The sequence below is a fragment of the Enterococcus ureasiticus genome (assembly GCF_001730285.1).
In the GTDB taxonomy this organism is placed as follows: domain Bacteria; phylum Bacillota; class Bacilli; order Lactobacillales; family Enterococcaceae; genus Enterococcus_L; species Enterococcus_L ureasiticus.
On sequence record NZ_MIJZ01000012.1, the window covers coordinates 268,357 to 290,675 of the forward strand.

The 22,319-nt window shown below is 33.9% G+C and carries 21 protein-coding genes; 4 read left to right on the forward strand and 17 right to left on the reverse strand.

All coding sequences use genetic code 11. From position 1 onward, the window contains the following. Window positions 1–107: 107 nt before the first annotated feature. From BCR21_RS07290 to BCR21_RS16830, 11 genes are all read right to left on the reverse strand, one after another. Window positions 108–2,567, reverse strand: coding sequence for a MucBP domain-containing protein (locus BCR21_RS07290; RefSeq protein WP_139125623.1), 2,460 nt, complete (start codon window positions 2,565–2,567; stop codon window positions 108–110). A gap of 303 nt (window positions 2,568–2,870) precedes the next feature. Continuing rightward, complete coding sequence (locus tag BCR21_RS07300; protein ID WP_084013259.1) at window positions 2,871–3,392, reverse strand: helix-turn-helix domain-containing protein; 522 nt, start codon at window positions 3,390–3,392, stop codon at window positions 2,871–2,873. A gap of 1,603 nt (window positions 3,393–4,995) precedes the next feature. Next, on the reverse strand, window positions 4,996–5,541 hold the full coding sequence (locus BCR21_RS07305) for a hypothetical protein (protein ID WP_069645827.1): 546 nt from the start codon (window positions 5,539–5,541) through the stop codon (window positions 4,996–4,998). Window positions 5,542–5,670: 129 nt separating this feature from the next. After that, window positions 5,671–6,051, reverse strand: coding sequence for a hypothetical protein (locus tag BCR21_RS07310; protein ID WP_069645828.1), 381 nt, complete (start codon window positions 6,049–6,051; stop codon window positions 5,671–5,673). A gap of 181 nt (window positions 6,052–6,232) precedes the next feature. Further along, window positions 6,233–7,438 (reverse strand): InlB B-repeat-containing protein, encoded by a 1,206-nt coding sequence (locus tag BCR21_RS07315; protein ID WP_069645829.1) that lies wholly within the window; start codon window positions 7,436–7,438, stop codon window positions 6,233–6,235. Window positions 7,439–7,858: 420 nt separating this feature from the next. After that, the gene (locus BCR21_RS07320; RefSeq protein ID WP_069645830.1) at window positions 7,859–8,290 is read right to left on the reverse strand and encodes a hypothetical protein; all 432 of its coding nucleotides are present in this window, start codon (window positions 8,288–8,290) and stop codon (window positions 7,859–7,861) included. 430 nt (window positions 8,291–8,720) lie between these two features. Then, window positions 8,721–9,047 (reverse strand): hypothetical protein, encoded by a 327-nt coding sequence (locus BCR21_RS07325; protein WP_069645831.1) that lies wholly within the window; start codon window positions 9,045–9,047, stop codon window positions 8,721–8,723. Between the two features lie 38 nt (window positions 9,048–9,085). Then, window positions 9,086–9,457, reverse strand: a complete 372-nt coding sequence (locus BCR21_RS07330; protein WP_069645832.1) for a hypothetical protein — start codon at window positions 9,455–9,457, stop codon at window positions 9,086–9,088. A 541-nt stretch (window positions 9,458–9,998) separates the two neighbouring features. Then, window positions 9,999–11,363, reverse strand: coding sequence for a CHAP domain-containing protein (locus tag BCR21_RS07335; protein WP_069645833.1), 1,365 nt, complete (start codon window positions 11,361–11,363; stop codon window positions 9,999–10,001). 677 nt (window positions 11,364–12,040) lie between these two features. Then, window positions 12,041–12,328: a hypothetical protein gene (locus tag BCR21_RS07340; RefSeq protein ID WP_069645834.1), complete on the reverse strand. Its 288-nt coding sequence runs from the start codon at window positions 12,326–12,328 to the stop codon at window positions 12,041–12,043. A 224-nt stretch (window positions 12,329–12,552) separates the two neighbouring features. Further along, entirely contained in the window at window positions 12,553–12,645 is a 93-nt protein-coding gene (locus tag BCR21_RS16830) for a type I toxin-antitoxin system Fst family toxin (protein ID WP_139125625.1), read from the reverse strand. An 826-nt stretch (window positions 12,646–13,471) separates the two neighbouring features. Between BCR21_RS16830 and BCR21_RS07345 the strand changes: the two genes are divergently transcribed. Then, window positions 13,472–13,744 carry a hypothetical protein gene (locus BCR21_RS07345; protein ID WP_069645835.1) on the forward strand — a complete coding sequence of 91 codons (273 nt, stop codon included), beginning with the start codon at window positions 13,472–13,474 and terminating at the stop codon, window positions 13,742–13,744. A gap of 184 nt (window positions 13,745–13,928) precedes the next feature. Here BCR21_RS07345 and BCR21_RS07350 read toward each other — a convergent pair whose 3' ends face one another. Next, window positions 13,929–14,585, reverse strand: coding sequence for a Crp/Fnr family transcriptional regulator (locus BCR21_RS07350; protein WP_069645836.1), 657 nt, complete (start codon window positions 14,583–14,585; stop codon window positions 13,929–13,931). A 254-nt stretch (window positions 14,586–14,839) separates the two neighbouring features. On the opposite strand from BCR21_RS07350, the gene BCR21_RS07355 reads away from it, so the two are divergent. The 3 genes from BCR21_RS07355 (at window position 14,840) to BCR21_RS07365 (ending at window position 17,876) form a co-directional block, all read left to right on the forward strand. Next, entirely contained in the window at window positions 14,840–16,048 is a 1,209-nt protein-coding gene (locus BCR21_RS07355) for an MFS transporter (RefSeq protein WP_069645837.1), read from the forward strand. Window positions 16,049–16,060: 12 nt separating this feature from the next. After that, a complete protein-coding gene (locus BCR21_RS07360; protein ID WP_069645838.1) occupies window positions 16,061–16,240 on the forward strand; it encodes a hypothetical protein in 180 nt (59 codons plus the stop codon). A 139-nt stretch (window positions 16,241–16,379) separates the two neighbouring features. Then, a complete protein-coding gene (locus BCR21_RS07365; RefSeq protein WP_069645839.1) occupies window positions 16,380–17,876 on the forward strand; it encodes a helix-turn-helix domain-containing protein in 1,497 nt (498 codons plus the stop codon). A gap of 90 nt (window positions 17,877–17,966) precedes the next feature. Here BCR21_RS07365 and BCR21_RS07370 read toward each other — a convergent pair whose 3' ends face one another. The 5 genes from BCR21_RS07370 to BCR21_RS07390 all read right to left on the reverse strand — a co-directional run bounded on the left by BCR21_RS07370 (window position 17,967) and on the right by BCR21_RS07390 (window position 22,306). Next, the gene (locus BCR21_RS07370) at window positions 17,967–18,788 is read right to left on the reverse strand and encodes a MetQ/NlpA family ABC transporter substrate-binding protein (RefSeq protein ID WP_069645840.1); all 822 of its coding nucleotides are present in this window, start codon (window positions 18,786–18,788) and stop codon (window positions 17,967–17,969) included. Window positions 18,789–18,805: 17 nt separating this feature from the next. Beyond that, window positions 18,806–19,480, reverse strand: coding sequence for a methionine ABC transporter permease (locus BCR21_RS07375; RefSeq protein WP_069645841.1), 675 nt, complete (start codon window positions 19,478–19,480; stop codon window positions 18,806–18,808). Continuing rightward, window positions 19,477–20,208 (reverse strand): methionine ABC transporter ATP-binding protein, encoded by a 732-nt coding sequence (locus BCR21_RS07380; RefSeq protein ID WP_069645842.1) that lies wholly within the window; start codon window positions 20,206–20,208, stop codon window positions 19,477–19,479. The genes BCR21_RS07375 and BCR21_RS07380 overlap by 4 nt, the downstream gene beginning before the upstream one ends. A 15-nt stretch (window positions 20,209–20,223) precedes the next feature. Then, a complete protein-coding gene (locus tag BCR21_RS07385) occupies window positions 20,224–21,237 on the reverse strand; it encodes a lipoate--protein ligase (RefSeq protein WP_069645843.1) in 1,014 nt (337 codons plus the stop codon). A 382-nt stretch (window positions 21,238–21,619) separates the two neighbouring features. Then, a complete protein-coding gene (locus BCR21_RS07390) occupies window positions 21,620–22,306 on the reverse strand; it encodes a thioesterase II family protein (protein ID WP_069645844.1) in 687 nt (228 codons plus the stop codon). Between the last annotated feature and the right edge of the window lie 13 nt (window positions 22,307–22,319).

Genomic DNA, 22,319 nt, shown 5'->3' on the forward strand with positions numbered 1-22,319 from the left:
TTTACCTTTGCTCTCATATTCTTTCTTCTATTAGAAATCTCCACAAAGATCGAGTATTTGATCTTTGTGGGATTCTAGTTCTGTTATACATTTAATACTAACGGTGTTTATTTCACTTCAAGTGTAGTAGACGGATTGTTCACTGCACCATAGATTTGAACCCCGTAATCTAAGCTCAAAATATCGCCTGCTTTGGTTTCATTGTTTTCAGTATACTCACTGTTGGGACCATCCGCCTTATTACGCCATGTTTTTCCATAGATAGAAAAAGCGCCTGTACGTGCATCAATCCCTTGATCTCCTTCGATAGTTGGATTTTTACCCAAACCATCTGCCGTAGTAACTGTTCGATTTGCCACACTATTTACAGATAAACGGAGTACGTTCGCACCATTTTGAACTGTTCCTGTGACCCAAGTATCGCCTTCTTTGAATTCATTGACTGCTGGTGCAGCGTAAGGTTCAACTACTTGAATACCTTGGTAGCGTTCATTATTTTTGTCGACAAAACTCACCATTACTTGGTCTTGATTTTCTAACAAGAACTCTTTTGACCCTTTGACAAAACGAGACTCAATTTGGAAGAATCCTGACGCTGTTGGTTTTGCACTATAGCCAGTTGCTTCCCATTTCGTACCGTTAGCTTTTTTCACTGATAATGTCACCTCATCTGTCGTAACACCCTCAGGTAAGAAGCCCACAACGGTTTGTTGCTGCACACCCACGTAATTTAGTTCAAATGGCTTTGCTTCATTTTCGTTATAGGTAATTTGGATTGTTGTTGCTGCATACGGACGGAAACCTGTTGCCGCTGATTCGTTGGCTACAGTATAGCCCGGAATTTCTTTAATTTCAGCGGTATAAGCATCGCCAGTTTTTCCACCGGTAATTGTCGTAGGAGCAGCAATCTGTTCACCTGTTTTTGCATCTACATATTCAACGGTTAGATCCTCTGCCTCTTGTCCAGCATAAGTAAAAGTCACTGTTTGTGGCTTAGTTGATAGCTTCGCTGTTTGCGTAGCGTCTCCAACTAAGTCATACCCCTCAATTTGTTTCGCTCCAATGTCAACACTTTGTCCAACTTTTCCATCCACAGTTGCGGCTGGGGCAATCTCTGTGCCTAATTGATTCAGATAGGTTACGGTGATAGGCGCGGCTTTTTCCCCTTCATACACATACGTTACGGTTTGTGCGTCAGTTGTAAATGTGCCATTGGCATTTTCTGGTGTTTCTTTTAACGTATAGCCATCGAATTCTTTTGGCTCAGTCGTATATGTTGTTCCAATTTTTCCTGTTAAACGCTCAGAGGCTAACTCATTTCCTTCTGTATCTACGTAGTTAACCGTGACAGGGGCTGCTTCTTTCACTTCATACACGTAGGTAACTGTTTGCGTGGCCTTTGAAAAGGTTCCATTAGCATTTGCAGGGGTTTCTTTTACTTGATAGTTCGCAATCTCTTTGGGGTTCGTGGTATATGCTTCGCCCATCAGATTACCAGTCAAGGTATCTGCAGAAGCCAAGGTTTTTCCAGCTTCATCCACATAGTTAACCGTCACTGCTCCTACTTTTTCTCCCCAAACGTATGTCCCTGCATCTGTTGCACCGTTATAATTTTTCATAAAGTCTTCACTTGAGTTAAATACCTTCGTAGGTTTCTCTACATTCACCCATTTCCCTGTGTATGTATCCGTCACAGGAATAGCAGGTAAGTTGGGATTATTAGTAGTTTTATTATATTTAAAATTAACTTTCGGTCCTAAGGTTAGTTTTTTTAAATTTTCATCTCGGGAAAACATATTGTTACAACCAATATCACTTATACTTGACATATCAAACGAAGATAGATCTAGCTCTGTCACTGCAGTATTTGAAAACATTGTTTCCATATTTGTTACTTTAGAAGTGTCCCATTGACCCAGAGTTATTTTTTCTATACTTTCAGAATTAAACATACCTTTAGTTTCAAGCAAATTAGGCGTAGCCCAATCCAACTCAACACTTTTTAAATTACTAGCTTGATTAAATAGGTAGCTTGAACTAACTAATTTAGGAAAATTTAAATTCTTAAATCCAATAATTTCACTTACTGGAGATTGAAAAAACATTAAGTTAATTGTTTCAACATTGCTCATATTGGCACCAGTAAAATCAACAGAAGTAAGATTGTTCATAGTTTTCAGATGTAGAGCATCGTCTGACTGCCCCCTCAATAAATTAACACAATCTTTAGGGAATAAAACATTACCCTCAAATATTATTTTTTTAACATCAGATTTTTCAATTAGATAATTAGGATCAACATACTTCGTAGAATTTAAACCACTATTATTTGTGAGTGTCCCAGATTTAACAACTAAAACTCCATCACTATCTAAAGTCATTGGGCTTGTTCCCCATTTGCCTTCTTGTACAATTGTTGCTCGATTAGAAGGGGCTTGTTCTTTCTCCTCGTTCACTGCTGCACTTGGTTCATCCACGGTCTCCGCCAATGCGAATACGGGTGTTGCGACGTTTGATAACACTAGGGTTGATAATACTAGTACACTTATTAGTTGCTTCTTTTTCAAATTGTATTTCCTCCAGTTTATATGTTTTTTTTTGTACGATGTTACCACTTATCTGTTGAAAAAAGAGCGTATTCCATTCGCTACTACCTAAGCCTCCTTTCAAATGAATGAAACACAATAAACTCCTTTTTTATATTTCAAACCTCAACTTGAGGTAACACCCTTTAATTCATAAATTTTGTGATTAATCAGTTTCTTACTCATTACGTATGATCATTCCTTTCATCTTAGTCTACTCATTCTTTTTATTCTTCTTTGCCAATTAATAAAGACAATAATCATAAAAAAACAGTCATTTCGCTCTTACAGCATACCGTCATTATCAGCTTGAGCATTCTCTACTAAAGTCAACTGTTCGTAAAAGTTCGTCTCATTGGCAGAATCCAAGAGCTTGGGCGAAAAAGAACCCGCTAACAGATGGATAGCCCATTCATTCCCCTCAATTTCAACTTGTTTTCGTAGTGAAGTATACAAGCCAAAGGGGCTCGAATACTCATTTAACAGCGCTAATTCTCTTCGAAAGGTCGATTGAGAGATTTCGTGTTTGTTGACCACGTCTTCACTGGTTCCTTGATTACCAAGCAACAGTTCTTGCGTAATTGAAAAGACAACGGATTCGTTCAAATAATAAAGTAAAATATCTTTAGTGACTGCTGTTTGCTGTAGACTCAACTCATACAATTTTTTCTTATAGTTTTTTATTTGCCGTAACTCTACTTGCTTTTCAAGAGACATTCGTTGAAGATTACGGGAAATGTCTGTGAACAGATGCACTAATGAATCGTATGAGATAGTTGATTCTTCCATCAATTTATTAAAGGGCACTTGATGCTTGGGCGCTGAAAGTAATTCCTTGAATAAGAAATATTTTAGAGGGGGGGCTTTTTCCCTAAATAAAGCTTGATCTCAATAATTTTTCATTCTCCTTTCTATCTGGTGAACTAGTTTACATAGACAAACAATTTTTTCTTTGTTTTTGATAAAACACGAACAGGTTTAAATATTAAAAAATAAAACGTTGTTATACAGTGTGAAAGGTAACTAGTCAGTGAATGAAACAAGAGAACTAACCCTAAAAATATCTTTCGTTATTTAATTATAAGTCTGCCTTTACAAAAACTCCTGAAAACCTTCCCACAAAGCCATTATCAGGTGTACATGATACTGAAAACAGATAGAAACAAATTTCTGTGTGTTATTTTTATTTAAGCAGTATAACATACTCTGTTACAAGACATTTTTTTTTTTTTTCAAAAAAAAAAGTAGTTTCAAAAAAATGCACACATTTTATTCAGAAAATTTCCTATGCACGTTCGCCTTTTTTAGATAGTTCTTATGAGTAAATGGTGTGCTGAATCATTTGATTTTCATATCATAATTATACTTAAAGAAAAAGAGGTATATTTGATAAAATTGTCCATTCATAGGACGAATTGAAACAATAACAAGTAGGCATTTAATACGAAAAATATGTACATCAATAGGCTGAAAGTTTGAAATCAATTCGAGGATTGCCCATACTATTGGTCTTAGAGACTGGGATGCGTATTGGAGAAATTTGGCACTTAAATGGTCCGATATTGATTTTGAAGAAATCTTTTAAGTGTTCGTCGGACCAAACAGCGAATTGCGCTACTAATTCTGTTTGGACAACGGACTAAACTTGTAGAAACTTCAGTGAAGACAAGTCGTTGTAAACGGGTGATATCATTAACTGAAAAATTTAAAAAAATTTTGCTTCGCTATCAAAAAAAAACGCAGTCTATTTATGTCATAAAAAACCAAAACAGTCAGTAGAACCGCAAACAATTGGATATCACTTTGAAAAGCTTACACAGAAATTAGATCTATTCGGCGCACCTTTTCACGCTTTAGGCTAGTTAAGAAAACGATGCATTCCAGAATGAAGGTTGTATTGTTTTTTATCGCCGTCAGTTGCTCTTTGAAAATACTTATATACAGCTATTTTCTTGTTTTATACTTTGGATAATGAATAATTTATTAGCTAACCCCGTTAAAACAAAAAAACACTGCTCTTTATGACAGTGTCTTTTAAGCTAATTACTTATCCATTTAAAATTCCCCTTATTTATAGAGCGTTTTAATATCAATTGATTTGCGACCTTAAACAAATGTTTTTGGTTAAGAGGTCTTCTTCTAGAAAAAACAGCACACTATTTTGTACCGGTTTTCTTCTCATTCAAATTTTGACCACTTGTGATCGTAACTTTTGACAGCTTAGTATCTTGGTTCTGGTAACTAAATTTTTTTCAATCAATACTTTTAAGTTTTGATAGCAAGCTAACGAAAAAAATGAGTAAAAATATCTTACTCATTAAATTTTTTTCAAATATAATGTTTTTGTGAGTCCTATGCTAAAAAATCTACTCAATTGATACATTTAATATTCAGTATATCTAATCTGTAGTTAATATACAGTAGAGTTAAAAAATAGAATAATATTCAATATAGAAAGTATTAACGATAGTACAGACAATAAAATTTCTATTTTTTTTTGTGATTTGTATATAATTGGACTATTTTTGTATTCTTTAAAAAATTCGTTTTCTCTATCTTTATTCCAGAACCTAAATCGTATTATGACTACAACCAAATTCTCTAACAATATGAGACTAATAGTTAATAAAGCTAAAAAAGCATAAGATATTGAATCAGAACTATTGGTAAAATATCCATATTCAAAATAAGAGCCGAAAAACATCCCAATAAAACTTAATAGACTTAACCATAGTAAAAAAAATAAATAGATCAATAATTGATAATATTTTAAGCTTTTTCTTTGAAAATTCATCATATCAGTTTTGATAAATTTTGCTTGTTTTTTGGGAATTTTCTGCTCGACCAATAACTTCTGGCTCAAGTATTTATTAAAAATAAACCAAATGAAATATGGAACGATTAACAAACAAAAATATTTTACTAATGAAAGTTCTCCTATTAAATCATTTAACATATATTATCTTTCTCCCCTATTTAAAATAGATTTCTATTTTTATACATTTTGATTAACTTAGTATACTATATTTTTATTCCGATTAATACAACAAGGAAGTCTTTTAGAACTTCCCTGTTGTATTAATAATTAAAATGCTCCTGCCATAGTACCAAAGAAAGCAGCTATAACACTTGCCACTTCAGCTACTCCAGTAGCCAATCCTACAACAATTACAATTGCAAGACCAGTTAATGCTACTCCTTTTAAAATAACTTCAACATTTAACTGGGGAGTCTTGCCAGCTTCAACATCTCTATAAGCTTGATCATATTCTGGTTGAGGAATTCTAATATCAGTAGGGATAATTGGCTTAGGGTATAATTCAATTGTTAGTTGCATAACTCCTTCGTTTGTTGAATCGCCTAGTGATTTTTTTATTACTATTTTAGTTCCAAGAAGGTTATTTCTAGCGCAAAAACCAGTTTCAATAGTCCCATTACCAATACTTGTAGCCAACTGGTTCAGCAACGCATCTACCTTTCCATCATTATAGTTATCTAATGTTTTTGGTAGTAGTCTATTTAATAAAATATGGAGACCGACCTATTGACTGGTCTCCATATTTTGAGTTCGATCGTATTGCCCATCCCTATGCTCGAGTCTACTTGCGTTCTACATGTCTGCTACTGTCGTTTTAATATTTTAGGATTTACTTTCTTAAAATACTTTTATATTTCAAATAATAGGTACTGCCTAACATGAAAAGTCCGATAAAGATCAAATAAAATGAGCTAGTCATTGTACCCGTTCGTGGTAAGCGACGCGCTGGTTTCGTTTCTTTTTGTTCCCTATTTTTACTTGTCCCATCACTAGCCACAGGCGCATGCTCTTTCACTTCATCCTTATTTTTATCCCATATAGCGTATAAGAGTTGATCATCGTTTACAGTATCATGGTCAAACATCCAAAAGAGACGTTCCTCACTTTTTCTAGACCATCCTACAAATTGATACCCTTCCCTCTTTGGAATAGAGATCGCTTGATCAATTGTTGAACCCGCGATCACAGAAAGAGTCTGCCATTCGTTTTTTTCAGTCCCATTCTGGGGATTAAACGTTACTATATACAGCTTGACATAGGCTGCCCATAGCGTGGTATTATCCGCCACTCGATCCTTCTCAAAATCCCAATAAATCGGTTGATCTTCACTATCCAATGTGTGGTACCAACCGATAAATTTGTATCCTGCTTTTTCTGGATCTTCTGGTCGTTCTGTGACTAAACCGCCATCTTCTACCTCTGTCTTAAACCAATCAGAGTAATTTGTATCATTATCCGGGTCAAATGTCACAATATGTTTTTTTACATACGCTGCCCATAGCGTGGTATTATCCGCCACTCGATCCTTCTCAAAATCCCAATAAATCGGTTGATCTTCACTATCCAATGTGTGGTACCAACCGATAAATTTGTATCCTGCTTTTTCTGGATCTTCTGGTCGTTCTGTGACTAAACCGCCATCTTCTACCTCTGTCTTAAACCAATCAGAGTAATTTGTATCATTATCCGGGTCAAATGTCACAATATGTTTTTTTACATACGCTGCCCATAACGTGGTATTATCCGTCACTTGATCCTTCTCAAAATTCCAATAAATCGGTTGATCTTCATTATCCAAGGTGTGGTACCAACCGATAAATTTGTATCCTGCTTTTTCTGGATCTTCTGGTCGTTCTGTGACCAAACCGCCGTCTTCTACCTCTGTCTTAAACCAATCAGGATAACTTGTATCATTATCTGGGGCAAATGTCACGATATGTCCTACACCTTCCGCTTCCGCCTTCACAGTCCCGATCTCACTTATTCCACACACCCAACAAACCAATAGTAACAGTAAATACACGCTCTTTTTCATCTAATCATCCTTTCGCTATTCTTTTTTAGAAATAATTCTATCCTCAAGTGTACTAAAATAAAAGTACACTTGCTGAATAATTAAGCGCTTTCTTTATTTGCATTCACACATAATCCTTGCGTTGATGATTCAGGTATATTTCGTCTAACTGCTATTACACATTTATTGTCGTATATACCATTGTTTTTGTACATCAATATACGTATTTTTTATACTATAAGGCTAAAGCACCTACTCAAATAGATCGCTTACTTTAATCTGTTACTAGCTAGAATACTTACTGGAGTAAGTTCCTTTTACAGATAATCTACTTGTACACCTCTCTCAAATTGGGAATAAGGGGCCTCATGTAACTGTCAGATAAGACCGTACTTGTCTTCAATCATCCTCCTTTTTTAGGGAACATTGTTAAGAACCCTTTCAACTTTCGTTGCGATTACAGCTGTCTTCCATTTCGCTGCTATCCTGATCAATAGATTCAGCCTGCCCTGTCTCGATTGTCAATGTTTGAAAATCTAGCCCCATGGGCTGTACTAACTTCGTTAATTTTGGATATTTCCGCAAGTACTCGTTCAGTTCGCTTTCTTTTAGCTCTTCTTGTACCGTGATAATTCCTTTCACATATACTGCCTGATACGGCTTCGTTGTGAAGAAACAGACTGTTGCTCGGCAGTTTTTTCCCAAAGACTGAATAAGTGTTGACTGTTCTTCTACCACAAAGAGCATGGAATAGTAGTGATTTCTGTATATTGGCAATGAAATAAGCTGATTTCTCGGAAAGCCCATTCTATCGATTGTCGTCAAAATGACACCCTGACTAACCTCTAACAAGTCTTCTATAGATTTTGACATATTTTAACGTCCTTTAGTTTATTTTTTTAAACAGAAACTTATTATTAAATAAAATAAAGGAATTTGTAAATTCAAACGCGTATATTTTTATGAGTGTTATTGGCGTAGGTGTTCTCATAAACAAAATAGGATAGTGGCATTCTCTATCCTATTTTGAGCAACTCTATTGAACATTAGACACTGTTGTTAAAGCAGCACCCACAAAATGGTTAATTGCTTATACTCTATTGAGCTTTCTTTCTAATGAAAAAGTACCATGATTTTCATCATGATACTTTTCTTGTTTTTAAAGTCGGACATTAGTCCTACACCTATTATAATCTACAATTAATCTCCGCTCAAAGTTCACGCTAAAAAACTACTAAGTTATTTGGCTTACCAGCACAATTTGACGTAGAACCAAACTAATACCTAATCAGTTACAGTATTATCAGCTTCCCTCATCAGCGTTTAAATTTTGTACTAATTCTCCCAACATATCATTCATTTCAGCAATATCATTTGAAATATCTATTAATGCCATTCCCAGATATGCCATACCATGTTTAAATTCTATCTCATCTTCAAAATTATTACTTAAAATATCAATGGATTTTAATTTTTTCAGAGCAATTTCCATATTCGTAAAATCTGTATCAAGACTTTCATAGACATTCTCTTTAGTATCAGCTAATGTTTCTTCTTTTAACAGCTTATTAGCTTTTTGAGAATTTACACTAGATATGAAGTTGTATATAAATTTCAAATCTTCCTTCATTTTGATTCCCTACCCATCACTTTATAATATTTATCAAATTAAATGAGCTCGGAATCATCGTTCGGTCCTTTTGGCAAATTTTTTGAGATTTCAATATCAAAGTCTTGGAAATCCGAAAAGGATATACTTAAATTCCCCATGATTCTGTACAGTTTATTCATGTTTGAAACAAATGAGTAAAGATAAACTGTATCGTGTATATCATCTTTCAAATCAATTTGTCTAAGAGCTGCAATACAGTCTTTAAACTCTTTCAAATTTTCTTGAATTTCTTCCACAACATCTTCTTTAAAAGAATAATTTACATCATTCTCTTTCTTAAAAGAATCTAAATCAACTTTTTTTTCATTTTTATTATTTAGTTGTTCATAAAAATTGAAAAGAAAATCTAAATCTTCTACATCTATCATCGTATCTTTCTCCCTTTAATCTTAGCTGACTTAAGTTCGTTAATGCTACCATCTAAATTTAATACTTGCTTTGCATTCCCATTTTTATCAAATACTTCAAGGTGGTCTTTTAGTTTAAATGATTGTAACTAAAAAGGAAAGACTCTTTGACATTATAGAATGAAAATAAGCACATCGAGGTTCTTGCTATAATTGTCATAAATATACTAATGAAGACAAATTATCAAAAGAAGTAATTTTACACCTAAATCATACAATGTAAAAGGCTTTACATCACTGGTTCAAGTTTGTAAATTATGAGTGTACTCTATTCTTACACTTTTAAGATACAATCTTTATTAAACTAAAAAGGAACATCCAATTTTTGAATGTTCCTTCACTTTATTTTTGATAGCTTCTTTTATAAAATTTAATGACATTTTTTTCCATAAACGAAGATACTAATTGCATAAAAAAAGAATGGATTTCTCTACTCTAAAACTGAAGACAATCATCTTTATCGATTGTCTTCGTTAATATCAGATATATGAAAAATGTGAATTTATTTTTTTTCAATTAGTTTAATTCTAATTGCTTGAATAGGTTTCTTTTCTCCAACTGTACCAGATATCTCTCCATTTTTAACCCATGTAGTCCATCCCTTTTTTGTTACATGTGTTTGATAGTAAATATCATATTTATTTTCTAAATTATTTTTTAGAGTAATTTTTATTGCCTCTAAAGATAGTTTTTCTCCAACTGTCCCTCCAGAATTATTAATCCAACCTTTCTTCTCAACATGTGCATCTAATTGTACATTTTCTTTTTTTCCATCAACATATACTTCAAGAGATTGCATAGAAATACCTAAACCTGTAGTTCCAGAAATTTCATTATTTTGTACAAATCCAAGCCATCCCTCTTTATCAAGATGCGACCTATAGTATAGTCCGCTTGCGTTTGGTTCTGATTGTCCTTGTAATATCGGTTTTCTTTTTAAATTAAATTTTATCGCTTGTACATGTTTTGATTGACCAGTTGTTCCGGCTGTTTGTCCATTAGTTACTGTTGCTTGCCATCCCATTTTTTCTACATGAGCTTGATATTCTATATCATAGTATTTTGAAGCTTCACCTGTTAATCGAACTTCTAATGCTTCCACACCTTTAGATTGACCAGTTGTTCCGGCAATTTCACCACTTTTCACCCATGGCATCCAACCGATTTTAGATACGTGCACTCTATATTCAACAGAACCATCTATATCTCTATTACCAAATATAATTTTTATAGCTTCTATAGGTACTCCGAAACCTGTAGACCCTGATAAGGCTCCATCTGAAACATTATTCATCCAACCAACCTTACTTACATGCGTTTCATAATTTATTCCTAAAGAAATTGGTTGAGCTACATTTTTATTAGGTAAAGTAGGAGTAGGTACTTGAACTTTAATATCTTTAAAATGAATATAATTATCTGGAGCATTTTTACTAATCCAACGAACGTTATAATTGCCTTTGTAGTCATAATTATATTCTTCAATTAAAATTTGATCTCCTTTAATATCAGCTACCCATGCTACATGAAACTTTGATGACCATGCAGCGACTGCTCCAATTTCAGGTGTATTATCGACACGGTATCCTTGTGATTTAGCATTAGCTGCCCATTTATTAGCATCCCAATCCAAGCCACCACGTTGAATATCAAATTTATTTACCTTACTGAGTCTATTTGCTACAAAAGAAGTACAATATCTTGTGCTCATTTTCCAGTCATCGATGGTAGCACCTAAAGGAAGATTTTTCCATTTAGCTGGATAATCATCTCCTATCACTGCAGCATCAGCATTAGTAGAATGAAATAATCCAGAACCCCCTATAATAAGTAAGCATATAACTAAAAACAAATTTCTTTTTTTCATGAATAACTCCCCTAAACTAATATTTGTGAATAAATCACAAATATAAATTTAGCATATAAAGTTATCTATTTCAACTTTATATGCTAAATTTATATCTTTAAACTAAATATATTTTCAGTAAAATTAATTTTACTGAAAATAATTATCTAGTATCTTCGTTTTTTGATATAAAGAAAAACATCTCAAACTAATAGGTGCCTTTCTCTCGTTTCAATTTTTCTTTGTTTACTATAAACTAAATATAGAGAACATTAATAAACTGTATTAACCAAAGTAGCTCACCAGTCAATTGAGATTTAAATTGAAATATCCTATAAAGAACTTGCAAAATGACAGTAAGTTATTTGAATAGCACAAAAGCTATCGATACTTATAAGTTTTGATAACTTATTTTGAAAAGAAAATGTGTTTGGTACCTAACTCCAAGAACCATAAAATAAGAAGAGCGAAAATCGTAAAAAAATGATTTTCAGTCTTCTATTTTTTAGATTATTGGGAGAATCCTCCTTGTTTTCTAGCTTACTTAGCCGATATTTCCTTAAATTTACTACGATTAGCGCGAAACCCATTTCATTGTGTGTTGCTGTTTCCATCGAATAGAAAATCGAGTGAACCCTAAACTAGCCTTCAAATGTCCGAAAGCTAGTTCGACGTCAATTTTTTGTTGGCGATAGATTTTACCTGTTTCTTCTAAGGAAAGGGTTCTGTTTGAATTTTTTCTTTTGTTCTTTATGGTACATGGCATAAGTGATCAATCGATTTTCTCCAAACAAAGTTTTTTTATTGGCGTTGGCTTCAATCTTTGTGCCGTCAATAAAAATCACTTCTTCTTCAATCAATTGTTCTTTGACTAATTGAACAGTGGCAAATGCACTAGCATTTTTTTCTAACTGAAAATTAAAATCCAGAGGAAGAATGACTTGATTTGTGGTATAATTTTTAAAAATAATCCAGATGCCAATCAAATCGACTGGTATCTGGATTTTTCATTGGGAGTTACGTCCCAAGCTCCGGTTTTCATTTATCTAATTAAATCTATTCTCAATAAATGAAACTACTAAGCAAGAAATACTTGACTCTACCTTTCTTTTCATGTATCTTATAGATAGAAAATAATAAGCAATAGGTTCACCAAAGACCCCATCACTTTCGAGGAGTGATGGGGTTTATTTTGGCTTTTAGCCGCTTCCTAGTTCTGCCGATTATCAAGCCAGTATTTGAATAGTCCTAAGACTACTCCAACAATAATCGGACCAATGATTGTGGAAAATAAAATAAGCAATGGCTCACCTCCTTCATGCGATCAGTATCGCCATCGCAAAAGAGAAAGCGACCACTTTTAGCATAGCAAAGGTTTTGCTTCTCGCTATCTTTTCCTCGTAAATAATTCTGTTTTTGTCAAATTTGTCCTATTCTTAAAATCATTTTGACTATTTCCACTAATTTTGAATTAGCAGAAAAAAATCCTCAATTTCAAAAAAATTTTTGTTATTTTTTCTTATATATAAGGAGCATGATTTTCGTGTTATTTAATGCCTTACCACAAAAAAATCCATTGTGAACCAGCCACTCTTTATGTATAATAAAATACATAGGATAGAAATAACTAACATTAAAAATAAATAAATTGGCTCTTCGTGGTCTGGCGCCAACCAAACCAGAAGCCTTGTTTATACAGTAGCACCTGTCAAACAACTTTGCCAATAGCGTAAGGATAAATCTATTTTTTGTTGTACACTCATTACAGTGGCGACATATTCTATAGTTTCTTTATCTTGCCTATTTGTAGACGATTACAGGTCATCTGTGGATCGTCTTTTTTTATTTCTATCCTGCAAATTTTGAGAAAAGAAAAATAGGCACTTCATTGTTCGGCGCCAACCGTTCAATGAAGCCCTGAATAGAAAGTAGCACCTCTCTATCCAAGTTGCCCATTTGCCAGTACCGTAGTACCAACTTCTTTATTGTACCTAATTTTTGTAAGAATTTCTAGACACTTTTGAAATTTTATCTGGACTGGCCATCATTCAACGATAGAGACGGACAGCTTTAACCATTTTCTTTTGCTCTACATACAAAAATCAAACAAAGAGAAAAGGAGCATTACCATGAAAAATTCCGTCATCTGCATCAAAACTGTCCCATATCAAGAGATTTTAAACCTTCGGGATTCACTCGAATGTTTAGAATCCTGGAAAGAACCGCTGGAAGTTCTGGAAAAGTATTTTACCAATCCCACTACGCCAATCAATAAAAAGCAAGTAGTCAAACAATACTATGCTAGTGCAAAATTGTTTGAGACGTTTCATAAAGAGTATGCGTTTTTGATAACTGAATCACAAAAACAATTAACTAGTATTATACAAAATCAAAAGATCTGATCAAAACAAAAGAATTTTTAAATGTTACGCAATATTTTCTACTAAACTTCAATTTCCCTTTTTAAAACAAAAAAATGCTTAGAAACGAATGATCACATTCTAAGCATTTTTCTATTCTTTATTTACATGCATCTTTCCTATACCCGATTGTTACAACAAGAGTTGAAACAATCTACTAAAATACTCAAAGTATAATATTATCCTTCAAAATCTCCATATCTGTAATCACAATCTTTCGATCCTGAATCCTAATCGCACCTAAGTCCTTTAACTGCTGCATCATCCGATTCACGCTACTAGCAGAAGTAATTCCACAAAAATGTGCTATCTCTTCATTCGTCACCACAAAATCAATCAACAAGCCATCTTCGATCTGCACGCCAAACGTGTCATACAACTCATAAATCTGTGTACAAACCGCACCAAATTTTCCATTCATCAACATCTGCTGCATCTTCTTCATCGAATACATCAAACGAACCCGATAATAATCTTTCACATACATCTGCAGTTCTTTGCTTTGATTGATATCCTTCCAAAACTGAACCCGATCGATCTGATACAATTCTGCTTGCTCTGACTCGATTCGAATGTTAAACGGCGCATCTATAAACTGAGAATATTCATCTCTCAAAAGTGACACGATTTCCAAACTATTGATATATCTAAGATTAAATTCTCGTCCGTCCGGCGAGATAACACTGGTTTTGATAATACCGCTTTTTAAAATATAAGCATAACGATCTTGCAAACCTTCATAAGTAAGGTAGGTTCTTTTTTTCTTTACTACTATTGGAAATGAATGATCGTCTAAATATTCTTGTAACACGTGGCTATCCATTTACTAACTCCTCATCATCTATATGAAAATTTTCTGTAAAAATTCTATTCTTATTTAAGATGATAACACATCGAAAAGCAACAACAAATGTATATGACTTTTGTTATGTTTTTTTGTTAACAACTTTTTTTGAAAACAAATCCGCATTTTTTTTAACAACTTTTTTCGTATAGTAACTATACAACTGGCTTTCAGAAAAGGATTGTAATTTGCAATTTAAGCTTATCATAACAAGAAAGAAGGAACATTCAACAATGACGGAACATTCAGAAGAAAAGTTATTCAATAAAGGTTTTATTAGCATCACCTTGATCAATTTTGTGGTCTATCTGGTTTATTACTTATTGATGGTGATCATTGCGGTAATTGCTCAAGACACTCTTCATGCTTCCTTAAGCCAAGCGGGTCTTGCCTCTGGAATTTATATTATTGGTACCTTATTTGCCCGCCTATTTATGGGAAAAATGCTGGAACTGCTTGGACGAAAAGCCGTTTTAAGATATGGCGCTTTGTTTTATCTCATCACAACAATTGCGTATCTCTATATTCCAAGTATCGGGATTCTTTATCTGGTTCGTTTACTGAATGGCTTTGGTTACGGAACAGTATCAACTGCAACAAATGCGATTGTAACTGCTTATATTCCTAAGTCAAAACATGGTGAAGGGATCAATTATTACGGATTAAGCACTAGTTTAGCTGCCGCAATTGGTCCATTTATTGGAATGATTTTGTTAAATACAACAAGCTTTTATTTTATTATTTTGTTTTCGATTGTGCTTATTTTCCTTACAACGATTGCTTGTTTTATCTTCCCGGTAAAAAATATTCAATTAAGTGCTGCACACAAAGCCAGTTTATCTCGTTGGACAATTGATAGTTTTATTGAAAAAAAAGTGCTATTCATTTCTTTTATTGCCTTTTTGATGGGCCTTTCTTATTCAAGCGTGCTCTCTTTTCTTTCCTCTTATGCCAAAGTGATCGATCTGGTCAGCGCTAGTTCCTTTTTCTTTGTAGTTTATGCGTTGGTGATCACAGCTACTCGTCCAATGTCTGGTAGAATCTTTGATGCTCGTGGTGAAAATGCAGTGATGTATCCTAGTTTTATCTTTCTAACAGCAGGACTGTTGTTGCTGAGTGTGACAACAAGTAGTTGGATGTTGCTTGTTTCTGGAGGATTGATTGGTTTGGGTTATGGTACGTTTATGTCTAATGGCCAAGCAATCTGTTTAAAAGCCAGTCCAAATAGTCATCGAATCGGTATTGCATTATCCACTTACTTCATTGGACTAGATCTTGGTTTAGGTGTCGGACCTTATGTTTTAGGCGAATTACGCAGTTTTCTTTCATTCCAAGGGTTATACTTCGTTGCAAGTTTGATTCCAGTGATTTGTACGATTCTTTACGCCTTATTTTACCGATCAAAAGCACCCATTTATGAAAATAAATTGAATGAACAATAAAGGAGACCTATGATGAATACAGATGAACATATGCTTGAAGTTTTACAAAAGACTTTAGCTAAAATTGACGAATTAAACGCTCGCTTAGGACATATTGAAAAAGATCTCACTTCGATCGATAAGTATCAAATGAATATGGATCACCATGCAAGAGCAATCGAAGCTGCGACCAAAAATAATAATATCATGTGATCAATCAATGAGAACAAAAGAAGCTTAGGGGACTAAGAAACTTTCGTTCTCATTTTTTTATCTTTTTAATCTAATTATCGTGTATTTTTATTGATTATTTTAAAATAAGTATTATGATTCACAAAGGAGGGATAAAACTATGAAAAGTTTTTTTATGAAGAAAAGTGATCAGCAGAACTTTGAACTATTCAAACTAATTTTATTTAGTAAAAATGGTCTCTCTGTCAATCTAATTGCAGAGAAATCTGATCTGTCATTAAATCTGATTTATCGAAAGCTTAAAGTACTTGATGATGACTTAGCGGAACTCTTTCCTCATGGACATGTTCGTCTGATTAAAAATGATATTCTTTTTACTATTTTTTTAGATAATTCGATAAATGTAAGCTTTGTTATTGATACATTAAGACTTCATTATATCCAGCAATCCCATGAATATTTGATTTTTCATTCTGTGTTATTGAATTATTTTATTAGTGTTGAAGCGCTCTCTCAAAAGATCAACTTAAGTGTAGCTCAAACCTATAAAAGTCTAAATACCATCAACAAAGTCTTAAGCGATTTCGACATTAAACTCATCTTTACAAGAGATAAATCGCGATCAAATTTTCAGGGGTTAGAGACAAATATTCGCTTATTTCTTTTTTATTATTATTGGTCGGTTTTTAAAGGCGTTGTTTGGCCCTTCAGAGACTCTTTAGCCTATCTTCAAGATATTGATGTTCCCATATGTAATGTTTCACAATCTCAAAAGATGCGTTTGAAATATTATCAAACCATATGTGCATGGAGAATTCTTTATAGGAATAAGCTAATAGATCTTGATCCTGATTTTTTAGAAGTCATACAATTATTTAATACCATTCATCCAATCAAATTTTCAGTTGATATGAATATTTCTGGAGAAGCTCTTGCTCAAGAGGAAAGCTATTTTGGCTTTCTATGTCGGCTTTTTATCTATAATACTGATACAACAGCTCAGAAGCTAGACATAGCTACAGCCTTTATTGAGTCTGATTTGCCACTTTCTGAGAGTTGTACATTTATTTTGGATAGAGTCTATGCAGCATATGATATCAAGCCCAAGCGTGAAGATTATCTTTTTTCTTATTACGCTCTCTTGATTGCATTGACCTCTATTACATACTTGTCCATCGATAATAGTGAATGGCTTGAAAACGACCAAAATCTCTCTAATTTAGGCACTGATTTTGCTGATTTTCCGCAAATAGAAATCGAACTTTCAGAACTTGCACAACAATTATTTTTGGAAGCACCTTATCTTTGCGAATTAAAATCAAAAGGTTTTTTCACCTATATTGTTTATTTATTTTATTTCTTTATAGACTCCTCTAAAAAGTCACAACAGTTAAAAATTTGTATTCAATATTCAAAAAATCAAATCACCACAGCAGAAATGAAAAAAAGTCTCTCAAGTTTCTTTAGCTCTGAATCGATTGTCTTTATTGATGAATCTGAACAATCAGATATTCTGATTTCTGATTGTTATGAAAAAGATTACCCTAATGAAAATTTCTTTTATTTTGATAACCCTTTGGATAAAAATGAATGGCAATCATTATTAAAATATGTTAGTAACAAGTTATATAAAACTATCTTTTACAAACAAATATAGCTGTTACTTAAATTTAGTCTATCACAACCTTTTTTTCTGTCTCAGATAATAAAAAATCAGAGCCGTTAACATGTTAACGACTCTGATTTTTTAAAACGCTGTTGTCAACGTCTCACTATATTTCGTTTCCAGTAACTCTCGAACTTTATCACTCGTCATTGCTTTTTTCAATGCTTTGATTTTATCTGAATCTTTGTTGTCTTCTCTAGCAACTAAACTGATTGCAAAACGATCATCTACTTTTTCCTCGAGTAAAATAGCATCTTTCGGTGTTAAACCAATTTTCGCAATATACGTTGGATAGTTGTAGACCATCGCGATATCCTTTTCATTATACGCTTCTGCTAGATTCAATAAATCAACAGATACCCATTCAAATTTTTTCGGATTTTCAACAATGTCTTTGATGGTTCCATTAAAGCCAACGCCTTCTTTTAGTTTGATTAGACCTGCATCGTCTAAGATTGCCAATGCACGGCCTTCATTCGAAACATCACTTGGTATTGCAATTTTTGCACCTTCTGGAAGATCTTGGATATCTTTATATTCTTTAGAATAAAAACCAACTTTAGCATTGTATATTTTTTGTACTACAACTAAATTACCATCTTTTTCTCCGTTGAATTTTTGCATGAATGGCTCATGTTGGGCAAAGTTAGCATCGATTTCTTTGGCATTCAGTAACTCATTGTATTGAATATTATCATTGACTTGCACTAATTCTACTTTGTAACCGGGTTCAATTTCTTTTGCAGCTAGCTCAACTACCTCAACAGTTGATGGAATATGCGAAGCAACTTTGATAACTTGGTCTTCTTTTTTCTCTGTATCAGCCGCTTTTTTCTGACCTCCACACCCTACAACCGCTACCCCCGCCAACACTAACATACTAATCCATAATTTTTTTTTCATGATTTTGCTCCTAACTATTATTTTTTATTTATTTTTTTAGCCAACCAGCTACCGCTGATCTGTATCAAACTGACAAAAATGATCATAAGGACAATGGCCGTATACATCACAGCATATTCGTAGCGTTGATAGCCATAACGCAATGCAAAATCACCGATCCCGCCACCGCCGATCACCCCCATTACAGTTGAATAAGAAACCATACTAATAATTACTGACGTCAAAGCCAGGACTAACCCCGAACGCGCTTCAACATACAAAAAACGAAAGATCAATTGAAACTTGGTACTGCCTAAAGATCGTGCAAGTTCTAAAATATCATTGGACATTTCTAAGAGCACTTGTTCCACAAGCCTGGCGTATATTGCGACGGCTACAAAACTTAACGGTAAAGCTGCGGCATACGTACCAAAGGCTGTTCCTAATACAAATCGAGTAAAAGGAATAAGTGCAACCACAAACAATAAAAAGGGGAAGGAACGAACAATATTAATATAGCCATTCAAGAAAATTCCTATCCAATGATTGGATTTAGTTGGTGTTTTTTTCGTTAAGTAAACAAAGGTTCCAAGCGGTAATCCCAGCACCACTGCAGCAAGGATCGAAATCATAATCATGATGCCACTTTCCGACAAAGCTTTTGTCAGTTCTGGAAGGTAGTAATTAATTTTATCTATATACTCTGTCATCATCCCAAACTCTCCCGAACTCTTTCATAATATGTCTCAAATTGTGGCTGTTGTTGTCCTTTTTGAATTGCTAGCGTTTCCAGCACTTTGCCCTTTTCTAAAATAGCGGTTCGATTGCATAACTGCTTGATCAAATTTAATTCATGGCTGACGATAACCATCGTTGTTCCGAAAGTTTGATTGATTCTCCGTAATAATTCCATGATGTCATATGCATTTTGTCCGTCTAAGGCCGAAGTTGGTTCATCACAGAGCAATATTTTAGGTTGTGTGATCAATGCTCGAGCAATACCTACACGTTGCTTTTCACCGCCACTAAGTTGTTTGGGATAATGCTCTCCTTTCTCTGACAAACGGACAAAGTCCAACACTTCCTGGACCCGTTGTTGATCATAGGTCTTATTTAAACGCAGAGGAAGGGCTATATTTTCGTTCACCGTTTGGTTGTAAAGCAAATTAAATTGCTGGAAAATCATGCCGATTTGTTTACGATTTTGTCGTTGTTCTGCCTCATTTAACTGCATCACATCAACTCCAGCTACTTTGACTGTACCTTGACTTGGTTGTTCTAACGTATTGATCATTCGTAATAGCGTTGATTTTCCAGAACCACTTTCACCGATCACACCAAATAATTCATGGTCTTTTATTTGCAGGTTGACATTATCTAGGACTTTAACAGTCGCTTTATTATGGCTATAGTTTTTCGAAACTTGTTCAAAAGTAATCATGTTATTTCCTCCAACTTAATCGACCAATAACTGAATAAATTCAGCTTTAGAAACATTGTTAAAATAATCGCCTACTGTGATTTCAGCTAATCTTTGCTTAATTGCTTCCTGATCATATTGACACCCAATCAATAAATCCGCTATTTCCTCTGTTTCTTTTTGGCTAAAATAATCACCGTAAATCGCAATGGATGAAATTCGACCTTTTTCTACAGAAATATTGGCTTCTATTAAGCCAGCTTTGAATTTCTCCTCTCTCTTTATCGTATACTTTGGTTCCTCACCAAATACCCAAGCCTCATTTCCATAAATCTCTAAGACTAATTGATCGATTGCCAGTTCATCTTCTTGTGTTAACTGATACTCCTTTTTTTTGATCTCTTCCATGGTTTTAGCGTTAAATAGATGTAGCAATAATCGATCTCGGAATCCTTCAGTGGACATTGCTTGATATTCTTTCGCTAGATAAGGTTTGAGATTGGTCACTCGGCTTTTGACAGACTTCGTTCCTTTTGATGCTAACTTTTTCTCAGAAACCGTCAGAACTCGACTTACCTCATCTAAATCAACATCTAGCATCAAGGTTCCATGTGAATACATTTTTTTATTCTTCGTATACATAGCATTTCCAGAGAATTTTTTTCCATCAATCAGTAAGTCATTTCGGCCGCTGATTTCAGCACCTGTTGCGCCCATCTCATGTAACGCCTCGATGATTGGCTGTGTAAATAACTTAAAATCCCCAAAAGACTCATGGTCTGCATTCACAACAAAGCTAAAACTCAAATTCCCCAAATCATCATACACCGCGCCACCACCAGACAATCTTCTAGTAATCGTGATCTGATGATCCTTTGCATAATTCAAATCGACTTCTGCTCGTACGTTCTGATTGCGCCCAACGATAACACAAGGTTTTTGAATATAAAATAAAACAAGCGGTTCATCGAATGTTTGTTGATTTAGTAGATATTGTTCCGTCGCTAAATTCCGGCGGATATCCTGAGAGGGCATAATAACAAAATACATTTTATTCCTCTTTTCTCATAATTTAGCTTTCTGATAAAAGTGCTTTCAATAGAAAAGGCAAAAATTTTCTGATAATTCCAACAACAGATTTAGTCTATCATTCCTAATTATAATATTACATATATATGCTCAAAAAAGCTCTATATTATGAGGAAAATCGATATTTTATATAACAGAAATTTGTATTTAATACAGTTTTTAGTACACAAAAATTGTAGTTTAGTTGAGAGGAATCAATTTCAATGACTATACAAAAATTAAAATTCCACATCATTCTCATAGCGCAAGAAAAGGGTGAGACAAAAGTAAAAAAAACTTTTGTCTCACCCTATAGTCAGGTTATAAGTAACTAAGACATAGATTGAACACCTACATCGCACATTTACTTTATTTTATTCTTAATAACCGAAAGAATCTCCTGTACATTATTTCTAATAAAGAAGTGATCTCCTTGGAAAATCACTTGTTGACAGTCGGGTCCGATTAGATCGATCCACTCCTTCAACTCACTTTTGTCCTCTTTTGTTCCGTTAAAGATCAACACTGGGCAAGCTATTCTTGTTTTCTGCCAGTTAAAACTGAATTGATTTAATAAGGTCAAGTCTTCTCTTAAATAGTCAGTTACTAGCTCTAAAAGTTCAACCTCTTCAATCACTTCTTTAGGAATCCCGCCTAGTTTAAAGAAAAATTGATTGAATTTTTTAGCTGGCGCACTTAGAATCGCTTCATAGCTCTTTGAACGAAATATTTCGCTTCCAGAAAATATTAACAATTTTGGTTGCTTGATTGTCATTTTTTCGATTTTTTTATAAATATCTGCAACAACTCTTGCTCCCATACTATGACCAAACAAAATATATTCTTTGGTAAAATCCACACATTCTAATACTTGCTTCATGGTTTTATCAATCAATGTCCGCCAAGTGTCCGCTCTTTCAACAAAGCTTCTACGACCGCGTCCGTCATATTCAATTTGAATAATTTCAACTTCTGAATCATTCAATGCCAGCCATTCTTTATACGGATTTACGATACTTCCTGCATAAGGAAACATTACTAATTGAATCATCTTTTTCTCCGCT